The organism is Roseateles depolymerans, from assembly GCF_003387155.1.
Classification (GTDB): domain Bacteria; phylum Pseudomonadota; class Gammaproteobacteria; order Burkholderiales; family Burkholderiaceae_C; genus Roseateles; species Roseateles depolymerans.
Genome location: NZ_QUMT01000001.1, coordinates 528,346 through 551,012, shown reverse-complemented (window position 1 = coordinate 551,012; position 22,667 = coordinate 528,346). Strand labels below are relative to the sequence as shown.

The 22,667-nt window shown below is 66.5% G+C and carries 19 protein-coding genes; 7 read left to right on the top strand and 12 right to left on the bottom strand.

Translation table 11 applies throughout. The features are described 5' to 3' along the window. Positions 1 to 66: 66 nt before the first annotated feature. The 7 genes from glxR to DES44_RS02305 all read right to left on the bottom strand — a co-directional run bounded on the left by glxR (position 67) and on the right by DES44_RS02305 (position 10,647). Entirely contained in the window at positions 67 to 951 is an 885-nt protein-coding gene (gene glxR / locus DES44_RS02335) for a 2-hydroxy-3-oxopropionate reductase (protein ID WP_058936389.1), read from the bottom strand. A 36-nt stretch (positions 952 to 987) separates the two neighbouring features. Further along, complete coding sequence (gene garL / locus DES44_RS02330; RefSeq protein WP_058936390.1) at positions 988 to 1,770, bottom strand: 2-dehydro-3-deoxyglucarate aldolase; 783 nt, start codon at positions 1,768 to 1,770, stop codon at positions 988 to 990. A 46-nt stretch (positions 1,771 to 1,816) separates the two neighbouring features. Then, entirely contained in the window at positions 1,817 to 2,854 is a 1,038-nt protein-coding gene (locus DES44_RS02325; protein WP_083525812.1) for a Bug family tripartite tricarboxylate transporter substrate binding protein, read from the bottom strand. A 154-nt stretch (positions 2,855 to 3,008) separates the two neighbouring features. After that, positions 3,009 to 4,340, bottom strand: a complete 1,332-nt coding sequence (locus DES44_RS02320; RefSeq protein WP_198164813.1) for an enolase C-terminal domain-like protein — start codon at positions 4,338 to 4,340, stop codon at positions 3,009 to 3,011. 272 nt (positions 4,341 to 4,612) lie between these two features. Next, the gene (locus tag DES44_RS02315; RefSeq protein WP_083525813.1) at positions 4,613 to 5,620 is read right to left on the bottom strand and encodes a Bug family tripartite tricarboxylate transporter substrate binding protein; all 1,008 of its coding nucleotides are present in this window, start codon (positions 5,618 to 5,620) and stop codon (positions 4,613 to 4,615) included. Positions 5,621 to 5,847: 227 nt separating this feature from the next. Beyond that, positions 5,848 to 6,591 (bottom strand): FadR/GntR family transcriptional regulator, encoded by a 744-nt coding sequence (locus tag DES44_RS02310; protein ID WP_058936391.1) that lies wholly within the window; start codon positions 6,589 to 6,591, stop codon positions 5,848 to 5,850. 162 nt (positions 6,592 to 6,753) lie between these two features. Further along, positions 6,754 to 10,647, bottom strand: coding sequence for a DUF3683 domain-containing protein (locus DES44_RS02305; protein ID WP_058937570.1), 3,894 nt, complete (start codon positions 10,645 to 10,647; stop codon positions 6,754 to 6,756). 434 nt (positions 10,648 to 11,081) lie between these two features. On the opposite strand from DES44_RS02305, the gene ugpB reads away from it, so the two are divergent. The 5 genes from ugpB to ugpQ are packed head-to-tail and all read left to right on the top strand — an operon-like array spanning position 11,082 to position 16,065. Beyond that, positions 11,082 to 12,407, top strand: a complete 1,326-nt coding sequence (gene ugpB / locus DES44_RS02300; protein WP_058936392.1) for a sn-glycerol-3-phosphate ABC transporter substrate-binding protein UgpB — start codon at positions 11,082 to 11,084, stop codon at positions 12,405 to 12,407. Then, the gene (ugpA, locus tag DES44_RS02295; RefSeq protein WP_058936393.1) at positions 12,407 to 13,294 is read left to right on the top strand and encodes a sn-glycerol-3-phosphate ABC transporter permease UgpA; all 888 of its coding nucleotides are present in this window, start codon (positions 12,407 to 12,409) and stop codon (positions 13,292 to 13,294) included. Before ugpB ends, ugpA begins: the two co-directional genes overlap by 1 nt. A 12-nt stretch (positions 13,295 to 13,306) precedes the next feature. Continuing rightward, positions 13,307 to 14,158, top strand: a complete 852-nt coding sequence (gene ugpE / locus DES44_RS02290) for a sn-glycerol-3-phosphate ABC transporter permease UgpE (RefSeq protein WP_058936394.1) — start codon at positions 13,307 to 13,309, stop codon at positions 14,156 to 14,158. Between the two features lie 2 nt (positions 14,159 to 14,160). After that, positions 14,161 to 15,309, top strand: a complete 1,149-nt coding sequence (locus DES44_RS02285) for a sn-glycerol-3-phosphate import ATP-binding protein UgpC (protein ID WP_058936395.1) — start codon at positions 14,161 to 14,163, stop codon at positions 15,307 to 15,309. A gap of 3 nt (positions 15,310 to 15,312) precedes the next feature. Beyond that, positions 15,313 to 16,065: a glycerophosphodiester phosphodiesterase gene (ugpQ, locus tag DES44_RS02280; protein WP_058936396.1), complete on the top strand. Its 753-nt coding sequence runs from the start codon at positions 15,313 to 15,315 to the stop codon at positions 16,063 to 16,065. Between the two features lie 97 nt (positions 16,066 to 16,162). Here the strand turns inward: ugpQ and DES44_RS02275 are convergent, their stop codons facing one another. The 3 genes from DES44_RS02275 to DES44_RS02265 form a co-directional block, all read right to left on the bottom strand. Further along, complete coding sequence (locus DES44_RS02275; protein ID WP_058937571.1) at positions 16,163 to 16,774, bottom strand: GNAT family N-acetyltransferase; 612 nt, start codon at positions 16,772 to 16,774, stop codon at positions 16,163 to 16,165. A 54-nt stretch (positions 16,775 to 16,828) separates the two neighbouring features. Next, entirely contained in the window at positions 16,829 to 18,196 is a 1,368-nt protein-coding gene (locus DES44_RS02270; RefSeq protein ID WP_083525815.1) for an MFS transporter, read from the bottom strand. Between the two features lie 569 nt (positions 18,197 to 18,765). Further along, positions 18,766 to 20,391 carry a gamma-glutamyltransferase family protein gene (locus tag DES44_RS02265; protein WP_058936397.1) on the bottom strand — a complete coding sequence of 542 codons (1,626 nt, stop codon included), beginning with the start codon at positions 20,389 to 20,391 and terminating at the stop codon, positions 18,766 to 18,768. Between the two features lie 214 nt (positions 20,392 to 20,605). On the opposite strand from DES44_RS02265, the gene DES44_RS02260 reads away from it, so the two are divergent. Beyond that, positions 20,606 to 20,857: a hypothetical protein gene (locus tag DES44_RS02260; protein WP_058936398.1), complete on the top strand. Its 252-nt coding sequence runs from the start codon at positions 20,606 to 20,608 to the stop codon at positions 20,855 to 20,857. Between the two features lie 206 nt (positions 20,858 to 21,063). Here DES44_RS02260 and DES44_RS02255 read toward each other — a convergent pair whose 3' ends face one another. Together DES44_RS02255 and bfr are read right to left on the bottom strand one after the other, a co-directional pair. Continuing rightward, positions 21,064 to 21,312, bottom strand: coding sequence for a (2Fe-2S)-binding protein (locus tag DES44_RS02255; protein ID WP_058936399.1), 249 nt, complete (start codon positions 21,310 to 21,312; stop codon positions 21,064 to 21,066). Between the two features lie 157 nt (positions 21,313 to 21,469). Continuing rightward, positions 21,470 to 21,952, bottom strand: coding sequence for a bacterioferritin (bfr, locus tag DES44_RS02250; RefSeq protein ID WP_058936400.1), 483 nt, complete (start codon positions 21,950 to 21,952; stop codon positions 21,470 to 21,472). Between the two features lie 292 nt (positions 21,953 to 22,244). Here bfr and hemP point away from each other — a divergent pair, with 292 nt between their 5' ends. Further along, positions 22,245 to 22,478, top strand: coding sequence for a hemin uptake protein HemP (gene hemP / locus DES44_RS02245; protein ID WP_083525816.1), 234 nt, complete (start codon positions 22,245 to 22,247; stop codon positions 22,476 to 22,478). The last annotated feature ends 189 nt before the right edge of the window (positions 22,479 to 22,667 follow it).

Here is a 22,667-nt window from a genome sequence, read left to right as displayed (position 1 = left end):
CCTGCCTGTGAGCCAGCCGTCAGGCCCCAAGGCCTCATCATGAGACTTTGGGGCGGGTGCGGTCGGTCAGCTCAGTTCGTGGTTGGCCAACAGTTCAACAGCGCGCACCAGGGCGGAATGGTCCAGTTGGTCCCAGCCCTGCGCCGCGCAGGCCTGCATGAGCTGCGCGGTGTTGGCTGTGTTGGGCAGGGACAGGCTCAGGGCCTTGGCGCTCTGCAGAGCCAGGTTCAGGTCCTTTTGGTGCAGGCCAATGCGGAAGCCGGGATTGAAGGTGCGCTTGATCATGCGCTCCCCATGCACTTCCAGGATGCGGCTGGAGGCAAAGCCGCCCATCAGGGCCTCACGCACCTTGGCCGGGTCGGCACCGGCCTTCGACGCAAAGACCAGGGCTTCGCTGACGGCCGCGATGTTCAGGGCAACGATGATCTGGTTGGCCACCTTGGTGGTCTGGCCCGCACCAGCACCGCCCACCAGCGTGATGTTCTTGCCCATGAGCGCGAACAGCGGCTGGATGCGCTCGAAGGTCTCGGGCTTGCCGCCCACCATGATGCTGAGCGTGCCCGCCTTGGCGCCCACCTCGCCGCCGGAGACCGGCGCGTCCAGCCAGTCGGCCCCCAGCGCTTCGATGCGCGCCGCGAAATCCTTGGTGGCCATCGGCGAGATGGAGCTCATGTCCACCACCGTCTTGCCCTTGGACAAGCCCTCCGCCACGCCGTTGGCACCAAACAGCACCAGCTCGACGTCCGGCGTGTCCGGCACCATGGTGAAGATGACGTCGGCCTTGCGGGCCACCTCGGCAGCGCTGGGCAGCACGGTGACGCCCGCAGCCACCAGCTCGTCCGGCACCTTGCTGCGGGTGTGGACAAACAGGCTGTGGCCACCCTGCGCCAGGCGCAGCGCCATGGGGGCGCCCATGATGCCCAGGCCAATGAAACCGATGTTGGTGCTCATGACTTCTCCTTCAGATCTCAGGTTCGGAATCTCGGGTTACAGATACTTGTCGCGCAAGGCCTGCGTGGCGCCGCGGAAGACGCCCAGGTCGCTGCCCACGGCCACCATGGTGGCGCCCATGCCCATGTAGCGGCGCGCATCGGCTTCCACCGGCGCCAGGATGCCCACCGCCTTGCCCAGGCCCTTGACGGTCTGGAACACGCTGGCCATGGCAGCCTGCACGTCCGGGTGGCCCGGGTTGCCCAGGTGGCCATAACCTGCGGCGAGGTCCGAGGGGCCGATGAAGATGGCATCCACGCCCTCCACCGCCGCAATCTCGGCCACGGCGTCGACACCGGCCGGGCTTTCGATCTGCAGGCTGACGCTGATCTGCTCGTTCACGCCCTGGAAGTAGCCCGGGATGGTGCCGTAGCGGTTGTTGCGCTGCGAGACCGAGACGCCGCGGATGCCCTGCGGCGGATAACGCGTGGCCGCCACCGCCATGCGGGCCTGGTCCGCCGTCTCGACGAAAGGCACGAGGAAGTTGGAGAAGCCGGCATCCAGCAGTCGCTTGATCTCGACAACGTTGTTGCTGGACGGACGCACCACCGGCGCGCTGACACTGTCCTTGAGCGCCATGAGCTGCGGCACGAAGCTGATGACGTCATTGGGCGAGTGTTCACCGTCCAGCAGCAGCCAGTCGAAGCCAGCCACGCCCAGCACCTCGGTGGTGATCGGGTTCGCCAGCGAGCACCAGCAGCCAATGAGCGGTTCCCCCGCGATCAGCCGCTGGCGGAAGGTGTTGGGGAAGCTGCTGTAGGGCGTGGTGGGCGTGGGCATGGAGGCTCCTTGGATCCTGGAAAACAGTCGGGGGGCAGTGCGGCGCTCAGTCCAGCTTGATGCCGCTCTTGGCCACGACACCCGCCCAGTTCTGGCGCTCCTTGGCAAAGAAGGCATTGAACTCGGTCGGGTTCATCGTGTTGACCTCGGCCCCTTGCGAGGCCAGGCGAGCGCGCAGATCGGGCGAGCGGATGATGCGGATCAGCTCGGCGGAGAGCTTGTTCATCGCCGCAGGTGGCAGGCTGGTCGGCGCCAGGATGCCCTGCCAGGTGCCGGACTCGAAGCCCGGTGCCCCCTGCTCGGCAATCGTGGGCACATTGGGCAGCAGAGGCACGCGGGTGGCCTTGCTCACACCCAGCACCTTGAGCTTGCCGTTCTGCACAAATGGCAGCGTGGCCAGCATGCCATTCATCAGCACCTGGGTCTGGCCGGCAATGGTGTCGGTGACCGCCTGCGAGCCGCCCTTGTAGGGGATGTATTCCCACTTGGCGCCGGTAGCCGCCGCGACGGCGAAACCGGCCAGATGTGGCGCGCTGCCCATGGCGGTGACGGCGAAGTCGATCTTGGTGGTCTTGGACAGGGCCACCAGCTCCTTGAGGTTGTTGGCGGGCACAGAGGGATGCACCACCAGCATGTGCGGGCTGTAGGCCAGCATGGCAACGCCCTTGAGGTCCTTGGAAGGATCGAACGCCAGCTTGGTGTAGAGGGACGGACTGATGGCCAGGGCGGTGACGTCGCACATCAGCAGTGTGTGGTCGTCAGTGGCCTTGGCCACGGCATCAGCGCCCAGGTTGCCGCTGGCGCCGGGCTTGTTGTCGATGATGATCGGCTGCTTCAGCGCCTCGGCCAGCATCGGCTGGATGGCCCGGGCAATGATGTCCGACGAGCCACCAGGCGTGTAGGGCACGATGATGCGCACCGGCTTGGTCGGCCAGGCCTGCGCCCAGGCGCCACTGGTGCCCAGGCTCAGTGCGGTGACTGCGGTGGCCGTGGCCAGCAGGCGCAGCAGCGGGCGACCGGCGAGTGCACCGGAGGCAGTGGATGCAGCGGCGACGCTGCGACGGCTCAATCGGATCATGGACATGTCTCTCTCCAAGGGGGTGGAAGGCCAGTCACCGGGGCGGCGGGATCTTGCGATCTCCTTCAGGACTCTCGGAGGGAGCGCGCCGTCGGCGGTGGGATGCAGGTCAAGCGGGGGCCGGGCTGCCGCTGCGGGCGGCCCGGTGCGTGCGGAGCGTTCAGCGCACCATGCAAGGCCGTTTCGGATCGAAGCGCCAGCCGGGGATGAGGTGCTGCATGGCGATGGCGTCATCGCGGGCGCCGAGGCCGTGCTGGAGGTAGAGCTGATGCGCGGCTTCGACGGCGTCCATGTCGAGGGTCACGCCGAGGCCTGGGGTGCGGGGCACGGCCACTTCGCCGCCGACGATGCGCAGCGGATTGTTGGTGAGGTGCTGGCCGTCCTGCCAGATCCAGTGGGTATCGATGGCGGTGAGGCGACCGGGCGCGGCGGCGGCGGCGTGGGTGAACATCGCCAGCGACACGTCGAAGTGGTTGTTGGAATGGGAGCCCCAGGTCAGGCCGAAGTCGCGGCAGGCCTGGGCGACGCGCACGGCGCCGGACATGGTCCAGAAGTGCGGATCGGCGAGCGGGATGTCCACGGACTGCAGCGCCAGCGAATGGGTGAATTGGCGCCAATCGGTGGCGACCATGTTGGTGGCGGTGGGCAGGCCGGTGGCGCGGCGGAACTCGGCCATGATTTCGCGGCCAGAAAAACCGTCCTCCGCGCCGCAGGGGTCTTCGGCGTAGGCCAGGACGGAGCCGAGATCGCGCAGGAGGCGGATGGCGTCCTTGAGCAGCCAGCCGCCATTGGGATCGAGGGTGATGCGGGCGTCCGGGAAGCGGGCCTTGAGGGCGCGCACGGCCTCGACTTCGACTTCTCCGGCGAGCACGCCGCCCTTGAGCTTGAAGTCTTTGAACCCATAACGGGCTTGCGCGGCTTCAGCCTGGGCGACGATGGCCTCGGGCGTCATGGCGACCTGGTGTCGCTGAGACAGCCAGGCATCGCTGCCCTGCTCGTCCTCGGGATTGAGATAGGGCAGCCCCGTCCGCGTGCGATCCCCGACAAAAAATAGATAGCCAAGCATGGGCACGGCTTCGCGCTGCTGCCCTTCGCCGAGCAACTCACAGACGGGCACACCGAGGTGTTGCCCGAGCAGATCCAGCAGTGCGCACTCGACGGCGGTCAGCACATGAATGGTGGTGCGCAGATCAAAAGTCTGAAGCCCCCGCCCACCCGCATCAAGGTTCTGAAAGCGAGCCCGCACCTGCGCGAGCAATGCATTCCACCGCGCCACGGGCTGCCCAACAAGCATCTGCCCCGCCTCTTCAAGCGTCTTCCGAATCGATTCGCCACCCGGCACTTCTGCCACGCCGACGCGCCCCGCGTTGTCCTCCAGGACGAGCAGATTGCGCGTAAAGAACGGCGCATGCGCACCGCTCAGATTCATCAGCATGCCATCGCGCCCTGCGACGGGAATGGCCCGCGCCGACTTCACCAACGGACTCGTCATCACGATCTCCACATCCACAACACCGCCAGCGCCGTGCGCTACCAGTCACTGACCACTGCGCCACCCAACGGCGCGCCTCACAGCACCATCACCCGCCACCCGCGCCCTCCCCCGCATCCCACCGCCCCCAACAGAGGGCGGCCGCCAGGCCTAGAGAGGCGCTCAACACGTCCTGCCGCCCGCCCCCAGCGAAGACCGGAGATCCGGCTTTGCCGGGCTCCGTCTTGCCCCCTTGGGGGGCGCGCGTCAGCGCGTAGGGGGGGGGCAACAATCTAGTCTGCAGTGATTTTTCGGGTATCGATGAGTTGCTTCCAGCGGTTGAACTCAGCTTTCTGGAAGGCCTGGGCCTGGTCCGGGTGGCTGGCCACGACCTCAAACCCCAGGTCCTTGAACTGCTTCTGCAGCGCCGGGTCCTGCAGCACCGCGTTCATATCCTTCTCCAACTGCGACCGCAGCGCCGGCGCCATGCCACGCGGCACCGCCACGCCCTGCCACGAATACACATCCGCGCCCTTCACCCCCAGCTCGCTGAGCGTCGCCACATCCGGCAGCACCGGCGACCGCTTGTCCCCGGTCACCGCCAGCGCGCGCAGCTTGCCGGCCTGGATGTGCGTGAGCACCGAATTGATGTTCTGGAACGACGCATCGATCTGCGCCCCCAGCAGGTCACTGATGGCCGGGCCGCCGCCCTTGTAGGGCACATGCAGGCCCGACGTGCCCGTCTGCAGCCAGAACAGCTCCGCCGTCAGATGGTCCGACGACCCGTTCCCGGACGAGCAGAAGCTCACCTGACCAGGACGCTTCTTCAGCTCCTCGATCACATCCTTCATCGACTTGAGCGGCGACGAGGCCGGCACCACCAGCACATTCGGCGCCTGCACCGCCACGGTCAGCAGGTCCAGGTCCTTGAGCGCGTCGTACTGCACGGCCTTGAGCAGGTGGGGCGCGATCACAAAGGGCCCGAGCGACGACACCAGCACGGTGTACCCGTCCGGCGCCGCCCGCTTGACCTGCGCGGTGCCCAGCGTGCCGGTGGCGCCCGGCTTGTTGTCCACGATCACCGTCTGGCCCCACTTGGTCTGCAGCTTCGCGCCCATGGCACGTGCCAGGAAGTCGCTGGTGCCGCCCGGTGGGAACGGCACGACCAGGGTGACCGGTTTGTCGGGGAAGCCGGCCGCGAGCGCGGGGCTCAGGGGGCCGAGCGACAGCGTCGTCGTCAACCCGAGGGTGAAAAGGGCAGAGGCCAGGCCCGAGCCCAGGCGGCGGATCAAGCGATTCATCAAGTGTCTCCAGTGGACGACCCCTGTCCTGCCAGCGGACGGGACCGATTTCGAACGGGTCACTCTCTCAACAGCGTGTGGCGACCTTGTTGTCAGTCATCATACAAGTGGATCCGCAGGACTGACAACCGGCAAGGCCATGCCTGGGGATCAGGACTTTTACCGAGAAGCGGTCGGGCACAAGCTGCGCAGCCCGGACCGAACGCCCTTGACCGAGTGCCGCTGACCTACTGCCCGTGACCTTGACCCTGCAGCGCAAGGGCGGCCCGCCGGCGACGCTCCCGGCTGTTGGCCAGATGCGTGCGCATGGCCGCACGGGCGCCCTCGCTGTCCTGCGCGGCGATCGCATTCAGGATGCTTTCGTGCTCGGCATTGACCCGGCGCAGGTAGTCGCGCTGCGCGGCTGCGTCGGGCTGCTCGGTTGACAGACGTGCCCGGGGGATGCTGGGCGCGCCCAGGGTGGTCATCAACTGCTCGAAGTGCGGGTTGCCGGTGGCGCGGGCGATCTCCAGGTGGAACTGGAAGTCCGCGCCCACCGCGTCCCGGCCGGCTTCGGCCGCAGCCGCGAAGGCACCCAGCGCGTCCCGCATCGCGGCCAGCTGCGCCTCGGTGCGGCGCTGGGACGCCAGCGCCGCCGCTTCGGTCTCCACGCCAATGCGCAGCTCCAGCACGGCCACCACGTCGTTCAGTGTCGCCATCTGGTCCGCCGTGATGCGGAACGCACCGCCCTCCCCCATGCCCAGCACGAAGGTGCCGATGCCGTGCCGCGTCTCCACCAGCCCGGCCGCCTGCAGCTTGGAGATGGCCTCCCGCACGACGGTGCGGCTGACGTCGAATTCCGCCATGATGGCCGCTTCAGTCGGCAGCTTGTCCCCGGCCGCCAGCCCCCCGGTACGGATGCGCTCACCCAGGGACTCGACCAGGCCATGGGCCAGGCTGCGGGGACGACGTGTGGACGGACGGGCGTTCATGAGCGGCGGCGATGAAAGGCGAGTTGTACGACAACCAAAGGGCATTGACCACCGGGCTTTCACCAGCGCGGTGAAAACTCCCCCGGCAAAACAAAGCCGGCCCAAGGGCCGGCCGTGCGGTGAGTCATGGAAGCGGCAGCGGGCGGGAGGCAGGGGGCCCGCTCAGACCAGCACCCGCTCGATGCCGCCGTTGTTGGCATGCGCCACATACTCCGGCATCCACTGCTCGCCGAGGATCTGGCGCGCCATCTCCACCACGATGTAGTCCGCCTCCAGCAGACCGTTCTGCAGGTCGCCCCCGTAACGGCTCAGGCCCTGCAGGCAGCTCGGGCAGCTGGTCAGGATCTTGAGATTGTCCTGCTCGCCGACCTTGCCGGTGCCGCGCAGTTGCGCCTCGGCCTTGCGCAGTTCCTCTTCCTTGCGGAAACGGACCTGGGTGGAAATGTCCGGACGGGTCACGCCCAGCGTGCCGCTTTCGCCGCAGCAGCGCTCGCTCTTCATGACCTCGGGCCCGACCAGCGCCTTGACCGTCTTCATCGGGTCCTGCAGCTTCATCGGCGAATGGCAGGGGTCGTGATAGAGATAGGCCTGCTTGCCCTGCAGCGTGATGCCCTTTTCCAGCAGGAATTCGTGGATGTCCACGATGCGGCAGCCGGGGAAGATCTCCTCGAACTTGTAGCCCTGCAGTTGGTCATAACAGGTGCCGCAGGACACCACCACCGTCTTGATGTCCAGGTAGTTCAGCGTGTTGGCCACGCGGTGGAACAGCACCCGGTTGTCGGTGATGATTTTCTCGGCCTTGTCGAACTGGCCGGAGCCGCGCTGCGGATAACCGCAGCACAGGTAGCCCGGCGGCAGCACCGTCTGCACGCCCGCATGCCAGAGCATGGCCTGGGTGGCCAGGCCCACCTGGCTGAACAGGCGCTCCGAGCCGCAGCCCGGGAAATAGAACACGGCTTCCGCATCCGACCGGGTGGTGGCCGGATTGCGGATGATGGGCACGTAGTTCTTGTCCTCGATGTCCAGCAGTGCCCGCGCAGTTTTCTTGGGCAGGCCGCCCGGCAGCTTCTTGTTGATGAAGTGAATGACCTGCTCTTTCACCGGACCGTTGCCGACGGTGGCCGGCGGGGCCTGCGTCTGCTTGCGGGCCAGGCCGCCCAGCACCCGGTTGGCCATGCGCTGGGCCTTGAAGCCCACGCCGACCATGGCGGCGCGCGCCACCTTGATCGTCTCCGGATTGGTGGCGTTGAGCATGAACATGGCCGCGGCATTGCCAGGGCGGAAGCTCTTCTTGCCCATCTTGCGCAACAGGTTGCGCATGTTCATGGTGACGTCGCCAAAGTCGATCTTCACCGGGCAGGGATTCAGGCACTTGTGGCAGACGGTGCAGTGGTCCGCCACGTCCTCGAATTCCTCCCAGTGCTTGATGGAGACGCCCCGGCGGGTCTGCTCCTCATACAGGAAGGCCTCGACCAGCAGCGAGGTGGCGAGGATCTTGTTGCGCGGGCTGTAGAGCAGGTTGGCGCGCGGCACGTGGGTGGCGCAGACCGGCTTGCACTTGCCGCAGCGCAGGCAGTCCTTGATGGACTCGCTGATGGCGCCGATGTCGCTCTGCTGCATGATCAGCGACTCATGCCCCATCAGCCCGAAGCTGGGCGTGTAGGCATTGGTCAGGTCGGCGAAGGTGGTCTGTGAACCGGGCGCCGGGCGCAGCAGCTTGCCCTTGTTGAAGCGGCCTTCCGGATCGACCTTGGCCTTGTAGCTGGCGAAGTTGGCCAGCTCGTCATCGGTCAGGAATTCCAGCTTGGTGATGCCGATGCCATGCTCGCCCGAGATCACCCCGTCCAGCGACCGCGCCAGCGTCATGATGCGGCCCACCGCCTCATGCGCGGTCTGCAGCATCTCGTAGTTGTCGGAGTTGACCGGGATGTTGGTGTGCACGTTGCCGTCGCCGGCATGCATGTGCAGCGCCACCCACACGCGTCCACGCAGCACCTCCTTGTGAATGCGCTTGCATTCCTCCAGGATGGGCGTGAAGGCGGCACCGGCGAAGATGTCCTGCAGCGGCTTGAGGATCTGGGTGCGCCAGCTGGCGCGCAGCGTGTAGTCCTGCAGCAGTTCGAAGAAGCTGCGGCCCTCGGGCTGCTGCACGTCCAGCTGCTGCATCCAGGTGCGCCACAGGGTGCCGATCTCGTCCAGCAGCGACAGTGCCTGCTGCACCCGGTCTTCCAGCAGCTCGGCGCTGGGGATCTCGCCAGCATCGTCGCTGCGGCCCAGCGGCAGGTGGCCGCTGGCGAAGAAGTCCCGCAGCGCGTCCACCAGCTTGAGCTTGTTGCGCAGCGAAAGCTCGATGTTGATGCGCTCGATGCCCAGCGTGTATTCGCCCATGCGAGGCAGCGGGATCACCACGTCCTCGTTCACCTTGAACGCATTGGTGTGCTTGGAGATGGCCGCGGTGCGCTTGCGGTCCAGCCAGAATTTCTTGCGCGCATCGGCGCTGACGGCAATGAAGCCCTCGCCCGAGCGGCCATTGGCCAGGCGCACCACCTCGCTGGTGGCGCGGGCCACTTCATCGGCGTCGTCGCCGACGATGTCGCCGATCAGCACCATCTTGGGCAGGCCGCCGCGCTTGCTCTTGGTGGCGTAGCCCACCGCCTTCAGATAACGGTCGTCCAGATGCTCCAGCCCGGCGAGGATGGCCCCGCCCGGCTTCTTCATCTCGGCGAACATGAAGTCCTTGATGTCCACGATGGACGGCACGCATTCCTTCGGATTGCCGAAGAATTCCAGGCAGACCGTGCGCACATGGGCCGGCATGCGGTGCACCACCCAGCGGCAGCTGGTGATCAGGCCGTCGCAGCCTTCCTTCTGGATGCCGGGCAGGCCGGCCAGGAACTTGTCGGTGACGTCCTTGCCCAGGCCTTCCTTGCGGAAGGTGCGGCCGGGGATGTCCAGGCGCTCGGTGCGCTCGAGCTTCTTGCCGGTGGCGTCGAAGTAACGCAGCTCGAAACTGGCCACCTCCACGTCATGGATCTTGCCCAGGTTGTGGCCGATGCGGTGCACCTCCAGCCACTTGGCTTCCGGCGTGACCATGCGCCAGGAGGCCAGGTTGTCCAGGGCCGTGCCCCAGAGCACTGCCTTCTTGCCGCCGGCGTTCATCGCCACATTGCCGCCCACGCAGGAGGCTTCGGCCGAGGTGGGGTCGACCGCGAACACGAAGCCGTGCAGCTCGGCCAGGTCGGACACCCGCTGGGTGACCACACCGGCTTCGGTGAAGATGGTGGGCACTTCCTTGTCCATGCCGGGCAACACCATCATCTCCACGCCGCGCATGGCTTCGAGTTTTTCGGTGTTGATGACGGCGGTGTTCCAGACCAGCGGCACGGCGCCGCCGGTGTAGCCGGTGCCGCCCCCGCGCGGGATGACGGTCAGGCCCAGTTCGAAGCAGCCGGCCACCAGGGCGGCCATTTCGGCTTCGGTGTCGGGCGTGAGCACCACGAAGGGATATTCGACCCGCCAGTCGGTGGCGTCGGTGACGTGGGCCACGCGCGAGAGGCCATCGAACTTGACGTTGTCCTTGGCGGTGTGGCGGGCAAACACCTTGGTGGCCCGCTTGCGCAGCTCGGCCACCTGCTCGAACTGGTGGGAGAACGCTGCCACGGCCGCTTCGGCGGCGGTCAGCAGTTCACCGACCCAGGCGTCCCGCTGCGTGTCGTCTTCCGGATGCCGGCGGCGCTGCACCTCGGTCAGGCGGTGGCGCAGTGCGCCGATCAGCGCTTCCCGGCGCTTGGGGTTGTCCAGCAGGTCGTCCTGCAGATAGGGGTTGCGCTGCACCACCCAGATGTCGCCCAGCACCTCATACAGCATGCGGGCGGAGCGGCCGGTCTGGCGCTCGCCGCGCAACTGGTCCAGCAGCTCCCAGGCGCGGGCGCCCAGCAGCCGCAGCACGATTTCGCGGTCGGAGAAGGAGGTGTAGTTGTAGGGAATCTCGCGCAGCCGGGGAGCGGGCGCGTGGGTCTGGATCAGATCGCCGGCCATCGCGGGGTCGGCGGGCATCAGGAGATGCGGTGCATTCATGGCGGCCAGGTGCGTGAACACCCTGGGTTGCGGCCCGGCGCTTGGAGAGCGGCGGGCCAGGCTGAGACACTGGAAACCGGACGGCGAACCGTGGCCCCGGGATCGGGCGTCGCCCGGACTTTTGGTCCGCCGGCACGGCTGAACAGGTCAGCCGCCGGAAGTGGCGTTCGCGAAAGGCCTGGATGTCGGCCGGCCCGGGCGGGGCAATGGACGGAATCCTACCTTAGCGACAGAGGGCCGCCGTGGTCAGGGGCCTCTAGGGAACCAGCCCGGGCTCCCCAATCCCTGGGTTCTCCCGAGTGTTCGCTGTCCGCAGAGCGGTCAGACGTGTCGTGACGGGTGTCACAATCCCTTCATAAGCTCTGCGGCGTCCCGTGACGCCGTCACAACACCCTCTTGAGCATCGGAGACCCATGAAGACTTCCCTGCTTGCTGCCGCGCCGGCAGCCCTGCTCGCGGCCGCCCTGGTCGCTTCCCCCCTCGCCGCACAGGCCCAGACCGAGATCCAGTGGTGGCATTCCATGGGCGGTGGCCTGGGCGACTGGGTCAACGACCTGGCCAAGGATTTCAATGCCAGCCAGAAGGACTACAAGGTGGTGCCGGTCTACAAGGGCGCCTATGACGAGTCCATGGCCGGGGCGATTGCCGCCTTCCGCGCCGGCAATGCGCCACATCTGCTGCAGGTTTTCGAAGTCGGCACCGCCACCATGATGGCCAGCAAGGGCGCCGTGGTGCCGGTGGGCGAGGTCATGAAGCAGGCCGGGGTGAAGTTCGACACCGCCGCCTACGTGCCGGCGGTGGCGGGTTACTACACCGCCCCCAATGGGCAGATGCTGAGCTTCCCGTTCAACAGCTCCACCACCGTCCTGCACTACAACAAGGACGCCTTCAAGGCCGCCGGGCTGGATCCGAACAAGCCGCCGTCCTCCTGGCCGGAGGTGGCCGCCGCCGCCGCCAAGCTCAAGGCCAGCGGCCACAAGTGCCCCTTCACCACCAGTTGGGTGGGCTGGACGCAGCTGGAGAGCTTCTCCGCCTGGCACAACGTCGAATACGCCACCCGCAACAACGGCTTCGGCGGGCTGGACGCACGGCTGGTGTTCAATTCCCCGCTGCATGTGCGCCACATCGAGAACCTGGCCAACATGGCCAAGCAGGGCCTGTTCGTCTACAAGGGCCGCGGCAACACGGCCGACGCGACCTTCGTGTCCGGCGAATGCGCCATGGAGACCGGCTCGTCGGGCCTGTATGCCAACATCAAGAAGAGCGCCAAGTTCGCCTCGGGCATCGCGCCCCTGCCCTACTACCCGGACGTCCCCGGCGCACCGCAGAACACCATCATCGGCGGCGCCAGCCTGTGGGTGATGGCGGGCAAGAAGCCGCAGGAATACAAGGGCGTGGCCGCCTTCCTGCAATACCTGGCCCGTCCGGAAGTGGCCGCCGAAAGCCACAAGCGCACCGGCTACCTGCCGGTGACCAAGGCGGCGTATGAAATGACCGAGAAGAGCGGCTTCTATCAGGCCAACCCCGGCACCGATGTCGCCGTGACGCAGATGATCCGCAAGACCACCGACAAGAGCCGCGGCGTGCGCCTGGGCAACCTGCCGCAGATCCGCACCATCGTGGACGAGGAAATGGAGCAGGTCTGGGCCGGCCGCAAGACGGCCAAGCAGGGGCTGGATGACGCAGTGCGTCGCGGCAACGAGCTGCTGGAACGCTTCCAGAAGTCGGCCAAGCTCTGATGAGCCAGGACAAGCGCGTCGTCTTCCGCTCGGGATGGCTGCCCTGGGTGCTGCTGGCACCCCAGGCGGCCGTCATCGCGGCGTTCTTCTTCTGGCCGGCCAGCCAGGCGCTGCTGCAGAGCCTGCAGCAGCAGGATGCCTTCGGGCTGTCGGTGGACTGGGTCGGGCTGGACAACTTCCGGCGCCTCTGGGAGGACGCCGGCTACCTGGCGTCCTTCCGCACCACCGCGGTGTTCTCGCTGCTGGTGGCGGTGCTGGGGCTGGCGATATCGCTGCTGCTGGCGGCCATGGCCAACCGCGTGGTGCGGGGCGCCACGATCTACCGCACACTGCTGATCTGGCCCTATGCGGTGGCCCCGGCCATTGCGGGCGTGTTGTGGCTGTTCATGTTTGCGCCGTCCATCGGCGTGGTCTCCTACGGGCTGGACCGGCTGGGCTTCCAGTGGAATCACCTGCTCAATCCCAACCACGCCATGACGCTGGTCGTCGCGGCGGCGGTCTGGAAGCAGATCTCCTACAACTTCCTGTTCTTCCTGGCCGGGCTGCAGTCCATCCCGCGGTCGCTGCTGGAAGCCGCCGCCATCGACGGCGCCAGCCCCTGGAAGCGTTTCTGGACCATCACCTTCCCGCTGCTCTCGCCCACCAGCTTCTTCCTGCTGGTGATCAATGTGGTGTATGCCTTCTTCGACACCTTCGGCATCATCGACGCGGCCACGCAGGGCGGCCCCGGCAAGGACACGGCCATCCTGGTCTACAAGGTCTACTACGACGGCTTCAAGGCCATGGACCTGGGCGGCTCGGCCGCACAGAGCGTGGTGCTGATGGCCATCGTGATCCTGCTGACGGTCATCCAGTTCCGCTTCGTCGAGCGCAAGGTCAATTACTGAACGGGTGTCCTCATGGTTGAACGCCGACCCGCGCTCACACTGCTCTCCCACCTGATCCTGGTGCTGGGCGTGATGATCGTGGCTTTTCCGCTGTACATCGCCTTCGTCGCGTCGACCCAGACCGCCGATGCGATCGTGCAGGCCCCCATGCCAATGGTGCCGGGCGCCCATCTGCTGGACAACTACCAGGCCGCCCTCACCGGCAGCGGCACCGGGGCCGGCTCCAATGCCCCGGTCGCCCGCATGATGTGGGTGAGCCTGGTCTGCGCGGTGCTGATTGCGGTGGGCAAGATCGCCATTTCGCTGCTGTCGGCGTTTGCGATCGTGTATTTCCGCTTTCCGCTGCGGCAGCTGTTCTTCTGGGCGATCTTCGTCACGCTGATGCTGCCGGTGGAAGTGCGCATCGGGCCCACCTACCAGGTGGTGGCCGACCTGAAGCTGCTCAACAGCTATGCGGGGTTGACGGTGCCGCTGATCGCGTCCGCCACGGCCACCTTCCTCTTCCGGCAGTTCTTCCTGACGGTGCCGGATGAACTGGTGGAAGCGGCCCGCATCGACGGCGCCGGTCCGATGCGCTTCTTCCGCGACGTGCTGCTGCCGCTGTCGGCCACCAGCATCGCAGCGCTCTTCGTCATTCAGTTCATCTACGGCTGGAACCAGTACCTGTGGCCGCTGCTGGTGACCACCGACGAGCAGATGTACCCCGTGGTGATCGGCATCAAGCGGATGATCAGCGGCGGGGATGCCGCTAACGACTGGAACATCATCATGGCCACCGCGGTGCTCGCCATGATTCCTCCCGCCCTCGTGGTGGTCCTGATGCAACGATGGTTCGTCAAGGGCCTGGTCGATACCGAAAAATAAACATGGCAAGCATTTCCCTGCGCAATGTCGTCAAGCAGTACGGCCATGGGGCCAAGGCGAATCCGGTCATCCACGGCGTGAATGCCGAAATCCGGGACGGTGAGTTTGTGGTCATCGTCGGCCCGTCGGGCTGCGGCAAGTCCACGCTGCTGCGGATGGTGGCTGGACTGGAAGAGATCAGCGGCGGCGAAATCGACATCGGCGGCCGCGTCGTCAACGACGTGGAGCCGGCCGATCGGGACATCGCCATGGTGTTCCAGAACTATGCGCTCTACCCGCACATGAGCGTGTTCGAGAACATGGCCTACGGGCTGAAGATCCGCAAGCTCAGCGCTGACGAGATCCAGACCCGGGTGGACAAGGCCGCGCGCATCCTGGAGCTGGGCCATCTGCTGCAACGCAAGCCGCGGGAACTCTCCGGCGGTCAGCGGCAGCGGGTGGCCATGGGACGGGCCATCGTGCGTGACCCGCAGGTGTTCCTGTTTGACGAGCCGCTGTCCAACCTGGATGCGAAGCTGCGGGTGCAGACCCGGCTGGAGATCCAGGGCTTGCACCGCGAGCTGGGCGTGACCGCGCTGTTCGTCACCCACGACCAGGTCGAGGCCATGACGCTGGCCCAGCGCATCATCGTGATGAACGCCGGGCGCATGGAGCAGTTCGGCACGCCGGAGGAGGTGTATGGCAAGCCGGCCACCACCTTTGTGGCCAGCTTCATCGGCTCCCCGGCCATGAACCTGCTGCGGGGACAGGCCCAGGGCGACCGCTTCGTGGTGGGCGGCACGTCGCTGCATCTGCCGTCGCCCGCGCCGCGCCAGGGCGAGCTGGTGCTGGGCGTGCGGCCGGAGCATGCCCTGCCGCTGAGCGGAGGCGCCGGCCAGAGCGAACGGCCGGATCCGGCCGCCTGGCCGCTGCGGGTGGAGTTTGTCGAGATGCTGGGCGCCGAGCGGCTGGTGTATGGGCATCTGGGCGGCGCCCCGCATGCGGCTGATCGACCGGTGGGCCATCGCACCACGAATGATCCGACCGCTTTCACCCTGCGCATCGCGGGGACGGACCATCCGCCCCATCCCGGTGATACTGTCTGGATGCAGGCACCGGCCGTGCGCCTGCACTGGTTCGACGCCACCACCGGTCGGCGTGTGGAGGAGTGACACATGGACGCGCATCCCTGGCCCTGGTCCCTGCCCTTCTGGATTGCCCATCGCGGCGCCGGCAAGCTGGCGCCCGAGAACACGCTGGCGGCCTTCCGGGAAGGCGCCCGGCACGGCTACCGGGCCTTTGAATGCGATGTGAAGCTCAGCGCCGACGGCGTGCCCTTCCTGCTGCATGACGCGACGCTGGACCGCACCACGTCCGCGCGAGGACGGGCGGCGGACCGGACATGGGCGGAACTCTCCCGTCTGGACGCCGGGCGGTGGCACAGCCGCCTTTATGCCGGTGAGCCGCCCGCCAGCCTGGAGGCCATTGCCGCCTTCGTGCGGGTGAACCAGCATGCGCTGAACATCGAGATCAAGCCCACGCCCGGCGATGAGCGGCGGACCGGGCAGGTCGTCGGGCAGGAAGTGCTGCGGTTGTGGAAGGAAGCCGGGACGGTGTCGCTGCTGTTCAGTAGCTTCGAGCCGGACGCCCTGCGAGGCGCCCGCGAAACGGCCCCGCAGGTGCCGCGGGCCCTGCTGCTGGACAAGCTGCACCCGGACTGGCTCGCGACGGCGCAGTCGCTGGAATGCCGGGCCGTCGTCACCCACTATGCGCTGATGGACCAGCCCATGGTGGAGCAACTGCACAAGCTGGGCATGAAGGCGCTGGTCTACACGGTGAACGATGCGGCGAGCGCGCAGTGGCTGATCGGCAACGGCGTGGACGGCATCATCACCGATGCGGTGGATCGGTTCAGTCCAACGGCTTGAACGCTTCAAAGATGGAAGGGTTGAGTCTGGGGTGATTGAGCCGCGGATGAGCGGCGGATACGCCGGTTGGCTCATGCAGCGTCGTTTCGCAGAGCGTTCACCGACCGAGCGACGGGTCCCGCAGCTCGTCCAGCGAGATCATTCCGTAGATGCAGGTGTCTCGGGGCGTTGCGTCCACGCCCAGCATGTCGTTGCGCAGCAGGCCTTCCAGCTGGAAGCCGCAGCGCTCTGCGACGGCCCGGCTGGGTCGGTTGAGGGCGTCGGTGCGGATCTCCACCCGCAGCGCACGCAACTGCGAGAACGCGAGCCGCGTCAGCGCGCAGACGGCTTCACTGGCCAGCCCACGGCCGGTGGCATCGGGCGCCAGCCAGTAGCCGATCTCGAAACGCCGCTGCGGCCAGTCCAGCCGCATCAGGCCAGCGCCGCCGCACAGCCGGCCAGCGCCCCCTTCGGGCGCCCGCTCGTACAGGAAATACGCCAGGTGCTGGCGCGTGAGGAATTCCGCCAGCATGCGGCGCACCACCGCTTCGGACTCCTCCACGCTGGGCATCGTCTGGGCCCAGGGCATCCACGGCTGCAGGTGGCCGAGGGAGCGCTGGATGGCCCGGTTGAGCACGGCACCGTCTCCCACGCGGGGAATGGTGAGCAGCACCTGCTCGGTGGCGAGCAGCTCGGGCACCTGGATCAGGACGGGGTCGGTGGCTTTCATGTTCATCCGCGAAAGGCGCTCAAGCGCAGGCATGCCGGTGACGGCGAAGTCCTGTCAGTTGCCGTTGGCGGAGTGAAGGTTCAAACCACCGGGTTGGGTTTCCACGCCCAGCATTTGATGCTCGTCCGCGACGGTCGGCAAGCTGCGCACGCTGCGGATGGCGTTCAGTCGCATCGCCAGCAGCGTCAGCAGCAGCGCGCCAACGCCGGAGAACAGCAGCGCGGCACGCAGGCTCACATGCTCGCCCAGCCAGCCGCCCAGCAATGCGCCGGGACCGGCGGGGATCAGCGTCAGCCAGCGGATGGTGCTGGTCATTCGCCCCAGTAGGGGAGCCGGCGTGACCGCCTGGCGAAGGGACAGGAAGTTGATGAAGATCAGCACGGCGCCGAGGCCGAAGGCAAACAGCGCCAGTCCGAACGCGCCCACGCCCCAGGCATTGGCCGGTGCCAGCGCCAGGGACAGCCAGCCCAGGCCCGTGATGCCGAAGCCGGTGATGAGGCAGGGGCCAGGACCCAGGCGGGCGCTGATGCGGTGGCCGAAGATGCTCGCCAGCACGGTGCCCGCGCCCAGGGCAATGTAGGACAGGCCCACGCTCTGGGCGGAAAGGCCCAGCACCCGCGTTGCAAACAGGATCTGCACCACCTGGGCCGCCTGGTTGCACATCTGCCAGCCGCCGACGGCAACCGCCAGACTCAGCAGCAGGGAATGACGGCAGACAAAGCTCACGCCGGTTCGCAGGTCTCGCCAGAAGTGGGCCTGGCGAGGCCGGCGCAGGTGCTCCACCACATGCACGCCGCGCAGGATGAGCGCGGAGCTGAGCAGCAGCAGTGCGTCCACCGCCAGCGCCATCGGCGCGCCGAGCAGCTTGATCAGCGCCCCCGCCACCCCCGGCCCGGCGACTTCGGCGCCGGAAGAAGCCAGCGAATTCTTCGCATGGGCTTCCACCAGGCGGTCCGGCTTGACCACCTGTGTCAGCACGATCTGCGCGGCGCTGCCCGCCACGGTGTAGACGGTGCCAAGCAGGAAGGCCACGAAGTACAGCCAGGGCATGCCCAGCCAGCCCATCCACGCGGCAACGGGCACGCTGCCAACAGCCACTGCCAGGCTCACCTCGCCCACGATGTACACCGGCAGCTTGCGCACCCGGTCCAGCCAGACGCCGCCCGGCAGCGAGAACAGGACGAAGGGAATGATCTCCATCGCCGTGAGCCAGCCCATTTGAGTGGGACTGGCATGCAGCAGCAGCGCGGCCGTCAGCGGCAGCGACAACATGGTGATCTGGCCTCCCAGCGAGCTGATCAGGATGGACGACCAGAGGCGGCGGTAGATGACATCCCGCAGCAGGTCACCGGCGGGGATGCGGCACAGGTCGAGCCATCGATCGACCAGAGAAAGGGGCGAGGCGGACGGCCTGGCGGACATGATTCACTCCGGAGAGAGGCGGGACGCACACCGCGGGCGACATCTCGGTCGCGCCATCGCGGATGCGCGCAAGGGAAGCGCCAGGATCGGCAGAACGGACAGGCGCGCCACAGGTGTCACAGGTGCCACAGGCGCCCCACGCCCATTGAGCACCCGGAGGACGCTCAATGCGGCCTCTTCACCCTTCACGTGCCGACCAAAGACCCCGGGCGATTCTTCCAGGGCTGCGACCGTGGGCAGGTGTCAAGCTGGCAACAGGCGGAAAAATCCGTCACCGTACGACGCTGGCGACGCTGCCGACACGGCCATTGACGAGGCCACCGACAGTGCGGCGTCCGGTCTGGTGCGGTCAAGCAGTTTGGTCATCGGAGCGGTCCCGGTTGGCGAGGTGGATGGATGCTAGCAGTGCGTCGCGGGCGGTCACAAGTGAAGAACGGCACGGTCCCCACCAAACGCTTCATTCATTCAACGATTCATTCATTCAACGCCTCATTCACCCAACGCTTCATTCATTGAGCGCAGCGTTCATCAAGCGCCGCATTCATCCACCGCTTCACCGTCCGACTGCTTCACCAGCCCACCGCCGCCCCATCCCGCCGAGGGTCGCTGGCCGCAACATACCCTTCCAACGCCGGATCGCCCAGGCGCCAGATGAACTGGCCCGCGCCGAAGTCCTGGTAGCTGTCGTGGATGTCGCCGATCTGGTGGCCTCTCTGGCGCAAGCCTTCGATCGTTTCCGGATCCATGCCGGACTCGACATTGATCGACAGCCCCTGGTTGAAACGCCACCGCGGCGCATCACAGGCGGCCTGGGGATGCTGGTGGTAATCCAGCATGCGCACCAGGGTCTGCATGTGGCCCTGCGGCTGCATGTTGGCGCCCATCACCCCATAGCTCATCTGCGGCTGGCCGTCCTTCATCAGGAAGGCCGGAATGATGGTGTGGAACGGACGCTTGCCGGGGGCGACCACATTCACATGGTCGGCATCGCGGGTGAATCCATGACCGCGGTTCTGCAGCGAGAGTCCGTAGCCGGGCACCACCACGCCGGATCCGAAACCCATGTAGTTGCTCTGGATGAAGCTCACCATCATCCCGGACTCGTCCGCGGCCGTCAGGTAGATGGTGCCGCCCTTGACCGGATTGCCGGCCTGGAAGTCCTGCGCACGGTTCATGTCGATCAGACGGGCGCGGCTGGCCAGGTAGTCCGGGTCGAGCATCTCATGGGCCTGCACCCGCATGTGCCGCGGGTCCGCGACATGGCGGTAGACGTCGGCGAAGGCCAGCTTCATGGCTTCGATCTGGACGTGCTGTGAGGCCACGCTGTCCACCGGCATTTCGGCGACGTTGGTGTGCTTGAGGATGCCCAGCGCAATCAGCGCCGCAATGCCTTGCCCGCTGGGAGGAATCTCGTGCAGCGTGTGGCCGGCGTAGTCCATCGACAGGGTCTGGACCCATTCGGGACGGTAGGCTGCGAAATCAGCGGCCGTCATGGCGCCGCCGCACTCTCGGGAAAAGTTTTCGACTGCCGCGGCAATCTCGCCTTGATAGAAGGCCTGGCCGCGTGTCTCGCCGATCAGGCGCAGGGTGCGGGCAGCGTCCGGAAAGCGGAAGATTTCTCCGACCTCGGGCGCGCGGCCCCGGGGCAGGAAGGCCTGGGCGAAGCCGGGCTGGCGGACGAGGTCTTTCACCTCGGCGGCCATCGACCACTTGCGCTGCACGATCACCGGGACCGCATAGCCGCGCTCCGCGATCTCGATGGCCGGTGCCATCAGGTCGGCAAAGGGCAGCTTGCCGTAGCGATCGCTCAGCGCCACCCAGCCGCCCACGGCACCGGGCACCGTCACCGCGTCCCAGCCTCGCGTGGGCAGATGCAGACCGGCGCCGTGGCGGCCATCGAAATAGTCAGGGGTCCAGGCCTGCGGCGCCTGGCCGGAGGCATTGAGCCCCTGCAAGGTCTTGCCGTCCCAGACGATGGCAAAGGCGTCCGAGCCCAGGCCATTGCTGCAGGGCTCGACCAGGGTCATGCAGGCGGCCGCGGCGATTGCCGCATCCACGGCATTGCCACCCTGGGCCAGGATGCGCAGTCCGGCTTGCGCCGCCAGCGGGTGCGACGTCGACACGACATTGCGGGCGAAGAGCGGGGAGCGGACGCTGGGATAGCCGCGCGTCCAGTCAAAAGCGTGCGAAGGCATGAGGTCTCCATTCGAGGGCCAAGCGCTGCGGCCCGAGTCAGGCGGCATCTTGTCTTGAAGCGCAGTCGCACGCCAGCGGGCAAAGCCTGTCTCCGGCTGCCGTGTTGCTGAAGCGTGAACGTAACGCAATGCAAAGCAGCGGATTCAGTGTCAACACTGTGTCGTCAGCGGGCGTTGTCTGCTTACCTTGTTCAACACCCCTGGAGTCAACCAGATGCAAGCCCTGAAGACCGTGAAGACCCTGTCCCTGATCCCCGCCCTGCTGATCGCCGGTGCAGTCATGGCCCAGACGCCTGCAGCTCCCGCCGCGACCCCGGCCCCGGCCAAGACCGAAGCCAAGGCTGAAGTGAAGACCGAGACCAAGGCGGAAGGCACGACCGAGAAGAAGACGACCAAGCACAAGGCTGGCACCAAGCATCACAAGGCTGAGAAGCCGGCTGCCAAGGCCTCCGAAGCCGCCAAGTAAGCGCTTCCAGGTCGAAGGTGCCGCCTCGAGCACGGCACCTCTGCGCGAAAGCCGCCCCAGTGGGCGGCTTTTCTTTTTTCTTGCGGCGGATATGGGGTGAGGCGAGGACTGCCCGTGCCAGCGTGTGGCTGTTGCTGTGCCTGGGCCAGCTTATGAGGGAGACAGCTTGTGCGGCCGCCGGCGGGTGAGGCGCCCGGCGGGGTGTTTCAGGCCGCCTGGGCCAGACGGGCGATGGGGATGACGCGTGAGGTCGACCCGCTGGCGCAGGTCACGCCGTGAGCCGCCGCGCAAGCCTGCAAGGCCTCGTCGAAGACCTGGCGTGCGCAGTCATGGCAGCTGCCGCAGGCCGATGCCACACGGGTCTCGTCCTGCAGCACTTCAAAGTTGTGAACGCCGTCGGCCACGCTTCGGCGGATATCGCGGTCGGACACTCGATGGCAGAGGCAGAGGATCATGGGGGCGTCGGCAGCCGTTCCTAAGATGGGCCAGATGCTAACGCAAACAAGAATTCCTCTCAATTGGTCGCGCAAGACCTTTGATCGCGTCGGGATACAAAAAAAACCCCGCCGGGGCGGGGTTTTGTCGGCGACCCGGGCGGGTCAGGGGCCGTGGTCAGGCGGACGGGCCGTCGCCCACCTGGCTCTGCAGCCAGTTCTGCTCGCCGATCTGCGCCACCAGGTCGATCTGGGTTTCCAGATGATCAATGTGATCCTCGGTGTCCTTCAGGATCTCTTCCAGCACTTCGCGCGAGACGTAGTCCCGCACCGACTCGCAGTAGGCGATGGCTTCCTTGAGCAGCGGATGCGACCCGGTTTCGATCTTGAGGTCGCAATGCAGCACCTCCACCGCGTTCTCGCCGATAAACAGCTTGCCCAGGTCCTGCAGGTTCGGCAGGCCTTCCAGCATCAGGATGCGATCCATCAGCTTGTCGGCATGCTTCATCTCTTCGATGGACTCCTCGTACTCGTGCTTGGCCAGGCGCTCAAAGCCCCAGCTCTTGAGCATGCGGTAGTGCAGGAAGTACTGGTTGATGGCCGTCAGCTCGTTCTTCAGCTGCAGGTTGAGATATTCGATGACCTTGGCATCGCCCTTCATGTTCTTCTCCTCAAACGAAATCTGACATTCATCAACAACGGGCGCGTGGCCCGCAACGGGCGCATTCTCGTCCAGTCCCTACCGACTGTGGGGACAAAACCCATGCTCACCGCTCTTTTTGCGAAGCGTTCGCAGCCGTACTTGCAGGCACAGCGGTCTCGACAACGACACGACATCGGCATGGCCATCGCCGCCGGTGCAGGGCCGCATCGCGGAAGGCTGAACACTCGTCCGCAGCATCCACGCGAGATTTAGTTTGCTATTGCGAATCGTTCTCATCTAAGATGTGGACATGACTGCTTATCACCCCACCCCGACCGAGGCCCTGTCGGCCGCCGCGCTGGATATCAGCACGCGCGTCGCCGCATCAGGTTCGCCGCGCCACGATGCGGCTTCCCTGCCCCAGCGGCGGCGCGTCAGCAGCGAGGCGCTGCTGGGCAACGAGCGGGAAGTGGAGATCGAGCACTCCGGCCAGTTGTACCGGCTGCGGCTGACCTCGCTGGGCAAGCTCATCCTGACGAAATAGCCTGCGCTGGCTTGGCGGTTGCGGCGAGCAGGGCCTTGCTCGCCGGACCCTGAGCCAACGGTGATCCCGAGGTCACGCGGGATCCCCATGGCCCCGTGACCGCCGGGTTCGGACAGACGGATTTCCGCATCCCGCGAGCCCACCCGTTCTTCTCTTCTTTCTGTAGCCCCCACCACGCACAAGCCCGCG